11 protein-coding genes are annotated in these 8,950 nt (G+C 35.6%); 9 read left to right on the top strand and 2 right to left on the bottom strand.

Features of this window, described 5'->3' with window-relative positions; genetic code table 11:
- The 4 genes from D0817_RS14720 to D0817_RS26430 all read left to right on the top strand — a co-directional run.
- On the top strand, nucleotides 1–1,000 hold a 1,000-nt coding region (locus D0817_RS14720), incomplete at its 5' end, for an RHS repeat-associated core domain-containing protein (protein ID WP_306462217.1).
- Between the two features lies 1 nt (nucleotide 1,001).
- Complete coding sequence (locus D0817_RS14715; protein WP_127339135.1) at nucleotides 1,002–1,364, top strand: hypothetical protein; 363 nt, start codon at nucleotides 1,002–1,004, stop codon at nucleotides 1,362–1,364.
- A 433-nt stretch (nucleotides 1,365–1,797) separates the two neighbouring features.
- Nucleotides 1,798–2,844, top strand: a complete 1,047-nt coding sequence (locus D0817_RS14710) for a tyrosine-type recombinase/integrase (protein ID WP_127339134.1) — start codon at nucleotides 1,798–1,800, stop codon at nucleotides 2,842–2,844.
- A complete protein-coding gene (locus D0817_RS26430) occupies nucleotides 2,810–2,944 on the top strand; it encodes a hypothetical protein (RefSeq protein WP_255539503.1) in 135 nt (44 codons plus the stop codon). The genes D0817_RS14710 and D0817_RS26430 overlap by 35 nt, the downstream gene beginning before the upstream one ends.
- A gap of 340 nt (nucleotides 2,945–3,284) precedes the next feature.
- Here D0817_RS26430 and D0817_RS14705 read toward each other — a convergent pair whose 3' ends face one another.
- Both D0817_RS14705 and D0817_RS14700 read right to left on the bottom strand, forming a co-directional pair.
- Nucleotides 3,285–3,734: a hypothetical protein gene (locus D0817_RS14705; RefSeq protein ID WP_127339133.1), complete on the bottom strand. Its 450-nt coding sequence runs from the start codon at nucleotides 3,732–3,734 to the stop codon at nucleotides 3,285–3,287.
- The gene (locus D0817_RS14700) at nucleotides 3,731–4,795 is read right to left on the bottom strand and encodes an RHS repeat-associated core domain-containing protein (RefSeq protein WP_127339132.1); all 1,065 of its coding nucleotides are present in this window, start codon (nucleotides 4,793–4,795) and stop codon (nucleotides 3,731–3,733) included. Before D0817_RS14700 ends, D0817_RS14705 begins: the two co-directional genes overlap by 4 nt.
- A 180-nt stretch (nucleotides 4,796–4,975) precedes the next feature.
- On the opposite strand from D0817_RS14700, the gene D0817_RS14695 reads away from it, so the two are divergent.
- From D0817_RS14695 to D0817_RS14675, 5 genes are read left to right on the top strand one after another with little or no spacing between them, the layout of a single operon-like run.
- The gene (locus tag D0817_RS14695; RefSeq protein ID WP_127339131.1) at nucleotides 4,976–5,770 is read left to right on the top strand and encodes a toxin-antitoxin system YwqK family antitoxin; all 795 of its coding nucleotides are present in this window, start codon (nucleotides 4,976–4,978) and stop codon (nucleotides 5,768–5,770) included.
- Between the two features lie 4 nt (nucleotides 5,771–5,774).
- Nucleotides 5,775–6,986, top strand: coding sequence for a polymer-forming cytoskeletal protein (locus D0817_RS14690; RefSeq protein WP_127339130.1), 1,212 nt, complete (start codon nucleotides 5,775–5,777; stop codon nucleotides 6,984–6,986).
- Nucleotides 6,961–7,305 carry a hypothetical protein gene (locus D0817_RS14685; protein WP_127339129.1) on the top strand — a complete coding sequence of 115 codons (345 nt, stop codon included), beginning with the start codon at nucleotides 6,961–6,963 and terminating at the stop codon, nucleotides 7,303–7,305. Before D0817_RS14690 ends, D0817_RS14685 begins: the two co-directional genes overlap by 26 nt.
- Nucleotides 7,286–7,789: a PulJ/GspJ family protein gene (locus D0817_RS14680; RefSeq protein WP_127339128.1), complete on the top strand. Its 504-nt coding sequence runs from the start codon at nucleotides 7,286–7,288 to the stop codon at nucleotides 7,787–7,789. Before D0817_RS14685 ends, D0817_RS14680 begins: the two co-directional genes overlap by 20 nt.
- Complete coding sequence (locus tag D0817_RS14675; protein WP_127339127.1) at nucleotides 7,786–8,913, top strand: type II secretion system F family protein; 1,128 nt, start codon at nucleotides 7,786–7,788, stop codon at nucleotides 8,911–8,913. Before D0817_RS14680 ends, D0817_RS14675 begins: the two co-directional genes overlap by 4 nt.
- The last annotated feature ends 37 nt before the right edge of the window (nucleotides 8,914–8,950 follow it).

The following is an 8,950-nucleotide window of genomic DNA, read 5'->3' as shown; positions in this document are numbered from 1 at the left end:
AGATTACTATCCTTTTGGAATGCTGGTACCAAACCGTCATGCCGACACTGAAGAATACCGTTACGGGTTCCAGGGGCAGGAGAAAGACAAGGAACTTAAAGGGGAAGGGAACTCGCTTAACTATACCTTTAGGATGCATGATCCTAGGATTGGTAGGTTTTTTGCTATTGATCCATTAACACATGATTATCCATCGAATTCACCATATGCATTTAGTGAAAATGATGTTATTTCTCACGTTGAATTAGAGGGGCTTGAAAAACGTCCTGCAATACAGGGGCCAATAGATGGATTAATAAACGGTATTTTAAATTTTTCAGGATTAGATGGTCTAAAACTTAGTACTGATGAAGCAAAAAATGGAGAAGAGGCTAATAAAATAATGACTAAGAAGAAAGAAGCCATGCATAGAACCCAAAATGCAACTAAAGTAGTTCAAAAAGCAACCTATGTTACTATAGGGGTAGGTGCAAGTCCTTTTATTGCGGGTGGAATAGCAGAAGCGGGAGCAGCTGGACTGATTAGTGAAGCTGGCAGCTACATATGGACTTCTCAAACAGCAGGATTAACATGGGGTAAAGCATTTTGGGGTATGGGTACTAATGGTTTATCTCAATGGACTGCAAATAAGTTCGATTGGAGAAAAATTAATGGTATTGAAGTAGGTGCGTCTGCTTTCGGAACCTATCCTTCAACTATTGTTGGAGAAACTTTTAGCTTTACTTGGGAAGATAGAGCGAAGGGAGTTACAATACCCGATTCTTGGGATCACGCAGCTCTCCAAATAGGCGGTGGTCTATTTAGTACTTATTTTGGAGATAAGATGGGAGGAGGACCCTTTAAATTTGGATCAGGATTGACGGGAACTTTCGTAGGACAATTCTATAGAGAATCGGCCGTTTTTGGAGTCGAAACAATCTCCAATATGGTTCCAAAGTTTGCAGATCAATTTCATCCAGAATTATTACCAGAACCAGAACCTGTAAAAAAGAAAAAATGATATGAAAAATAAAATATATGCGACTATCGTAATTTCATTCTTTGTTTTTTTAGTATTTATGATTGTCAGATCTTATTATATTAATTATCAAATAGAAAACCATGGTCAAATAATTATATCAAAATACGTTTCTTATAAAAGTTTTTCAAAATCACAAGAAAATTATTTTATTTATTACATTAATGATAAAAGAGTTAAAAATTACGCAAGTGATAATGATTCTGATTTTAGGCAAAATATTGGTAAATTTTATAAAATTAAATATCTAAGCAAATATCCAGATATAATTCATCCAATATATGAAGAAGAGGTTACAGATACTACGGAGATATTAGAAGCTGGTTTTTCTAAAGAGGATTTGTAATCATTTCCCGTGCTCTTGTAATAGTTTCTTAAAAACAACAAATTTATCGTGTGTGCTGTGCGAACGTCTCCAGACTTCGCACCCGCAACGATGATTAGCAAAGGCATCGATTAAAACAGGAAAACAATAAAAACTACAACCCTAAAAAAGTTGTGGTTTTTTATTTATCCTATACATAGTTTCACTTTCACCTAAAATTGTATTTTTGGCAAAAACCCAGCTGTGCGAAGAGTGCTTTTAAAATAATAAATTTATTGTGTGTGCTGTGCGAATGTCTCCTGACTTCGCACCCACAACGATGATCCGCAAAAGCATCTATTAAAACAAGAAAGCAATAAAAACTACAACCTCAAAAAAGTTGTAGTTTTTTTATTTACGAGCATAAATAGTTTCACTATCAACTAAAATTGTATTTTTAGCAAAAACCACAAACATGAAAAAAACGAGTCCTATTATTCCACTTTTCAAACAGTTTATACGAGAAACGGAAACCGGTAAGCGACTCAAAAAAAATGGTGAAAAAATTAAATCCAGTTCGATAGATAATTATAAATATGTCTTACAAAATTTAATTCAGTTTTCGAGTGACACTAAATTCGAACTCCGTATTTGTGATGCTTCAAAACTGGATAAAAGAGAACTAACTTCCGAGAAAAGTTACTGGAAAAAATTCTATCAGAAGTTTACGGATTTCCTTTATAAAAAGGGCTGTCATGACAATTATGTAGGCGCCAATATTAAAGTGATCCGCGTATTTTTCAATTACCTTAAAAACGATAAGGATTTAAATACAGGTGATTTTCAGCGTCTGTTTTATGTAAGAAAAGAAGAAATAGAAATCTTTGTCTTATCACCGGAACAACTTAAGTTTTTAATACATGACAAAGAATTCGAACAGACACTTATTCCGAGTTACAAACGAATCAAAGATATTTTTGTGTTTGGTTGTACGACTGGTTTACGGTATTCGGATATTTTTTTACTGACCAATAAAAACTTCGAAAAAATGGAAGAAGATTGGTATTTGAAGCTCAAATCCAAGAAAACCAAAACCTTTAGTTTTATCAAACTTTCTGCTTATGCCGTGACTATTTTTCAACGTTATGCCACAACCAACAACAAAACACCACTTTTCGGTACTATCAGTTTGTTTAATTTTAATAAAAGCCTCAAACAAATTGGGGAGCTTGCCGGCTTTACAGCACCAATAGAAGTTTCCCGCGAAAAACAAGGCAAAACACAAAGCATTACAAAAAAAACAGATCTTATCAAAAATCGGTTTTGCGATAAAATGAGCTCACACATGATGCGGCGAACTGCGATTACCACTTTATTAATTTTGGGTATGCCGGAACATTTGGTGCGCAAAATTAGCGGTCATAGTCATGCCAGTACTTCTTTCAATCGATATGTGCATTATGCACAAGCCTATATGGATAAAGAGATTGAAAAAGTACATAGTAAACTGGAAAGTTATTAATTGGATTTATACTGCTACTAAAGAAAATGCCGATTTAGCCTGGGATAAAATCAACATTCAGGCTACTGAATTGCCTGACAATCTGACTGAAAAAGAGTAAATGCTCTAAAATTTTCAAACGAAGTTTCCGTATAGGGGTGACGGAGCGGTGACGGAGAAATGACGTAAAAAATGCAATGTCAAACTGGCAGCATTAACGTTGAAAATGCTGACCTGTCGTTCTTCTTCGATATCACTTTTAGGATGCGTTTTTCTTTTGATTAAGTTTAAGGATTATAAAAAGAAAAACCTGGCACCAGAATCATATCTGGTGTCAGGTTTTTTTGTTTTAATTGATGCTTTTTGCGGATCAGCGTTGCGGGTGCGAAGTCAGGAGACGTTCGCACAGTGCATGCGATAAATTTATTATTTGTAAGGAACTCTTCGCACAGCTGGCGAAATCAATAATGTTTAATATAGATATATCTTACTGATTCTTCTATGGGAACCTCTTTTATTTGTCGAAAACTAGTGTCTAAATCTTTCCTATCATACTTTCTAGGATATGCCACTGATATAATTAGCTTTTTTGAAGTACTACTTGTATCAAAAAATGTTTTACATAAAATGGTTTTTTTCTTATAAATACTTCTAACTTCAATCTTTTTGGCAATTTCAGGTAATTTATAATTAGATACAACGGTATAGTTTTCATTCTTAGGACCATATTTGTAAATAAATTTATCATTAACAGTTATTACTAGCTGTTCATTTTTATGCATTTCTGCATGCATAATAGAGAAATTCGAATGACTGAAATATTCAACTTTAAAAGTATTAATATCAGAATTATTAGAACATTGAATTAAGAAATAAATCGAAGCTACTAATAGATATTTGACGTTTTTCATCCTTTTTTCTTTTTATCTTTTGGTAAGTCTTTATTACTATTTAAATGCCCATAAAAAATATTATTTATAATTGTTTGCGCTTGCCCTTCTGTTGCTTTACCTACATTATCCATAAAATATTTCTGTAAAACATCCGCATCTTTAACGAACCATCCTGGCTTTCTCTCAACGGCAATGCTTGTATAATTCATAAAATTAGTTTCCAGTTCTAATTTATAGTCTTTATTTTGATACACTTGTTTGTCAAGTGAAAATTTATCTCCATTGACAAAACGATCTTTAGAGAAATCGTTTTCAAATTCAAAGGGATGTTCCAAGCCTCCAGTATGACCAATTTCATGAAGTACAGTTCTTTTATCATCCAGTGACCCGTCAGCTTTTACACCATCTGAACTAATTACAACATATTTACCCCCTTTTTGAGAATACCCTCCAACAAAGCCCTCCAACTTATTTTTTTTATTTTCTGCTATTAGACCTTTATGTGTTTTTGGATCTGCTATCTCAATTAAATGTTCATTAGGTGCTAACTCATCTTTAGATTTTATTTGTCTCACATGAAAACCAGTAACTACATTTCCTTGACCAAAGGCTTTCTGAAATTCTTTCTTTTGGTTAGCTAGAAATTTTTTCATATTAATATCCTTACCCGATGTGTTTAAAACAGCTCCTATAAAAATGATTCTAATATAAGTCTTACCATCTTTCTTAAAAGTAGAATAACCCCAGTCATTTCCATCGAAATCAACATTTAAAATTGGGTTGTTGGAAGCATAACTGTAACTTGATAAATATGGATATTTACTTTCTAAAGCATCTGTTGAAAACCACTTGCCTATTCTCGGGTCATAAATCCTTGCACCATAATCATAACTATTCCCTTCACCCTTTAGTTCATTATCTAGTTCCTTACCATTAAATCCGTAACGGTATTCTTCGGTGTCGGCATGACGGTTTGGTACCAGCATTCCAAAAGGATAGTAATCTAAAATACCATCAGACCAATAAAGACAAGAACTCAAGCTATAATATAAAATCTTCAAAACTGCATTAAAAGGCATTTTTCAGCCTTTCAAAGATAGAAAAACAACCAAAATAAAATCTGATTTCAAGAGAGTGTCGAACACAATTTAAATCAGGTTTCTGTAACATTTCTTTATCATTAAAAAACCTACATTATTTATTTGTAAAAGAATTTTAAAAGTTTATCTTGCCCCAGTTTTATTAAAAAAAATACCACATTGAAAACAAGAGTATTACCCGGCTTTTTATTGTTTTTTTTTAGTTTGTTTCTGATTTCTTTTTCGGATCCTTATGCTATCAAACGTATTTCTGATGCCAACTTCAGATATGAATTTTACACCACCGACAAAATTATAAAAATAAAAGACCACAAAGTATACTTTTGGTTCAAAGGCGGTGCAATTCACAGTGCCGAAGCCGGTATTGCGGGTACCCTGCTTCACGATAAATTCGTAAAAATGTACCACAGCAACCAACTGGCGGAACAAGGTCAGTTTAAGGAAGGCCTAAAAGTGGGCTTATGGAAAACCTGGCATACCAACGGAACGATTGAGGCTACCGAGAACTGGAAAAAAGGTTTAAGATCCGGAGATTATTTGCGATATGACGATAAGGGCATTCTTGCCGAAACCGGAAAATACAAAAAAGGCGTAAAAACCGGAGTGTGGATTAATTACGAGAAGAAAGATACCCTTGTATACAAAAAAGGAATTCTTGTCATCAAAAAACAAAAGATCTCAAAATCCCAGGAATACAAACTAAAAGAAGAACAAACCAAACTCGAAGCGTCCAAAAAACAGGCGCAGGAACTGGAAAGCACTTCGGACCTGAATACGCTTGCTTCTTATAAAGCTGCTGCAAAAGAAAAAGAGAAAGCAGAAAAAGAACAAAAGCAAAAAGAGCGAGAAAAAGAAAAAGCAGCTGAAAAACAAAAGAAAGCCGCTGATAAAGCTTCACAGAAAGACTCTAAAACCAAAACATTCTTTAAAAACATATTTACAAAAAAGCAATAAGCTAATGGTTAAGGCTCATAGTTTATTGTACGCCATTTACATTTGTCTAATCGTATCTATTATATGCGGTGCGCTTTTGTATTTTGCCAATTTGTACAATCAGCTTAATTTATATTACAACCTGCAGGAAGAATTATATATTCAGAATCAGTCGGTGGTTAATTTTGCGGTGGGGAATAAAATCCTTCCGCAGGAAATTGAAAAAGACGAAAACTCCGGTATCGAAGGGAATTACAAAACCAGATCGTACGGTTTGCTTACGCTGCTACTCGCAGAATCTTCTGTGGGGAATGACACGGTAACCTCAGCTCATTTTGTGGGCAGTTTCAGCACGGACAAAACCGCTATTTACCTGACCAATATTTCCAAACCGCTTTCGTATTCCGGTACTGTAAAATTAACCGGGGACAGCCAGCTCCCTTCTGCTTTTATTGAAACTTCCTATATTACCAGCGGCGCGAACAAAATCACCAATAACGGAAAAGTTACCGTTTCAGATCTTGCACTGCCGGAAATCAATCCGGAATTCAAAAAAATATTCGCGCAGACGCAAGGCCGGAGAACCGCTTTAAAAGATATCGAAAGACCCAAAGATTCGCTGTACTATAATTCTTTTACAAACGAAACCAAAGAAATTGAGGTAAGTTCGAGACTTTCCAACGTCATCTTCAAAGGCAATTTCATTCTGAGATCGAAAGACTCCATCCGCATACAAAAAAATGCCGTGTTGGAAGATGTAATCCTCATTGCTCCAAAAATCACCTTCGAAGCCGGTTTTAAAGGAACCGTTCAGGCCTTTGCGACAAAGGGAATTGAGCTCGAGGAAAAAGTTGTTCTGAATTACCCCTCCGTGATTTGTGTATACAATGCCAACGAAGCAGAAAGCAAAATAAAAATAAAGAAAGAAAGCATCATAAGCGGTGCAGTCGTATTATTTGGCAATTCTATCGAAGAATTAGACAAAAACAGCATGGAGATAGCCGAAGAAGGATTGATCTTCGGGGATATTTACTGTACCGGAAAATTATTTTTGAGGAGCACGGTTTACGGTTCTGTTTATACCAACCGCTTTTTTATACAAACCGGCGCTACCTCATACGACAACACGATTGCTGATCTTGAAATCAATTCGGACAAACGGCCGGATTATTTTATTTCGATCCCATTATTCACCACTCAAAAGACCCGCTATGGTATTCTTAAAAAAGTATTATAGCGTAAAAGCAAACTCCATACTGGAGTCGGTTATTGCTTTGACTATTATTTCGATCTGTCTGTATTTTGCTATTTTGATTTTTGCTTCCGTTTTTACGCCAAGAACATCGGCTAAATTTTACAGCACCCAAAATAAAGTCAATGAGTTATTCTTTCTATCGCAATTGAAAAATGATTCATTACAATACGAAAGTCAGGACGAAAACCTGCTGATCGAAGAAGAAGTGATCAACGACCGCCTGAAAAAAATTTCTGTCCAGTACAAAGACAGCTCGCAATTTAAGTTTGAAAAAAGTTTTTATGTCGAAAGCAATCCCTAATCGCAACAATTCGGTTCCGGCGTTTTCGATTATAGAAACGCTTGTCGGAATGGCCATTACAGCCATTATCATGGGCATTTTGTTCGCCATATTTTCTATTGTAACCGAAAGAATGATTGATTTCAGAAATCAGAACCAGCTCGTTAACGATTTAAACCGCCTGACGTACAGCCTGAACAAAGATATTTTCGAAAAAGAAAAAATGAACCGGACCGACAACGAGCTCTCTTTCAAAGGATATGCCGGAGAACAGGTGCACTATAATTTTCAGGAGGACTATGCGATCCGAACGAACGAAACCTTTATCGACACGTTTAAGATTCAGCTCAAACAAATTGTGATGGATACCGTAAAAAGCAAATCACAGCAATTGGTGTTTCTAAAATTGAAACTGAACGTAACCATTAATGAAAAAGAATCCTCCCTGAATTTTTACAAAAGAGTGTATGCGAATGAATTATTACAAAAAACACCGAAACCATGAGTCTTGATCTAAGTACATACAAAGCCCCAAAGGCTGAAAAAACAGATTTTAAGGTACCATCAGGTGCTGCATCCTTTCAATTCTCAAAAAAACTTTCGGACAAGAAAAAAGAAATTTTCTATCGTGAATTGGGTATGCTGCTCAAATCAGGTGTTGATTTTAAAAAAGCACTCGAAATCCTGAGCAATCAGTCCAGTAATAAATTTGAGAAGGAAATCATCCTTCAGATCAAAGACAAGGTTATCGAAGGAAGAAGTATTTACGAGTCGATGCGGGAAACGAATCAGTTTTCGGCTTACGAATATTACAGCATTCAGATTGGGGAGGAAACCCGAAAGCTCGAAGAAGTCCTGGCCGAATTGCAGAAATACTTCAACCGTAAAATCCAGATGAAAAGACAGATTGTTTCTGTTTTAACCTATCCGGCGATTGTGATGATCGTAACGGTACTGGTCCTTTATTTTATGCTGAACAAAGTAGTTCCGATGTTTAGTTCCGTGTTTAAACAATTTGGCAGCGAATTACCGAAAAGCACACAGGTGATTATCAAAATATCGAATCATTCGGGAACAATATTCAGCATTGTCTTGGCCATCATCATTGGACTAATTATCACGCATGCCTTTCTGAAAGAAAAAGATTTTTACAGGGCGCTGACCACAAAGATGATTTTGAAAATACCGTATTTCGGAAACCTCATCCGCAAAATTTATATTTCGCGTTTTTGCCAGGCGATGAATTTACTGATTACGTCTAAGACCACATTGATCAACTCACTGTCCCTTACGGCCAAGATGATAGGCTTCTACCCGATCGAAATGGCGATTCAAGAAATCAAGGACGATATTACGCGCGGTGCTTCCCTTAATGAAAGTTTAAAAAAGCACGACGTGTTTGAAAACAAAATGGTTTCGATGGTCGAAGTTGCCGAACAGGTGAATCAGCTTGAGACTATGTTTGAAAGGCTTACGGAACAATATAATGAGGAAATAAGCCATCAGACCAAGATGATCGGAGTGATTCTGGAACCCATGATTATCATAGTGATTGGGGTCATTGTGGGGGTCATAATGGTGTCTATGTATGCCCCAATGTTCGATTTAAGTAAAATCATAAATAAATAGTAATAGTTTCATTACAATTTGTATTTTTGCCGCCAAA

The sequence above is a fragment of the Flavobacterium cupreum genome (assembly GCF_003996965.1).
Taxonomy (GTDB): domain Bacteria; phylum Bacteroidota; class Bacteroidia; order Flavobacteriales; family Flavobacteriaceae; genus Flavobacterium; species Flavobacterium cupreum.
This window is presented reverse-complemented; position numbering and strand designations above follow the sequence as displayed.

Bases quoted from the DNA above. Each gene is read 5' to 3' on its own strand.
- D0817_RS14715 (WP_127339135.1), top strand. From the start codon at position 1,002: ATGAAAAATAAAATATATGCGACTATCGTAATTTCATTCTTTGTTTTT.
- D0817_RS14710 (WP_127339134.1), top strand. From the start codon at position 1,798: ATGAAAAAAACGAGTCCTATTATTCCACTTTTCAAACAGTTTATACGA.
- D0817_RS14705 (WP_127339133.1), bottom strand. From the start codon at position 3,734: ATGAAAAACGTCAAATATCTATTAGTAGCTTCGATTTATTTCTTAATT.
- D0817_RS14700 (WP_127339132.1), bottom strand. From the start codon at position 4,795: ATGCCTTTTAATGCAGTTTTGAAGATTTTATATTATAGCTTGAGTTCT.
- D0817_RS14690 (WP_127339130.1), top strand. From the start codon at position 5,775: ATGGTTAAGGCTCATAGTTTATTGTACGCCATTTACATTTGTCTAATC.
- D0817_RS14685 (WP_127339129.1), top strand. From the start codon at position 6,961: ATGGTATTCTTAAAAAAGTATTATAGCGTAAAAGCAAACTCCATACTG.
- D0817_RS14680 (WP_127339128.1), top strand. From the start codon at position 7,286: ATGTCGAAAGCAATCCCTAATCGCAACAATTCGGTTCCGGCGTTTTCG.
- D0817_RS14675 (WP_127339127.1), top strand. From the start codon at position 7,786: ATGAGTCTTGATCTAAGTACATACAAAGCCCCAAAGGCTGAAAAAACA.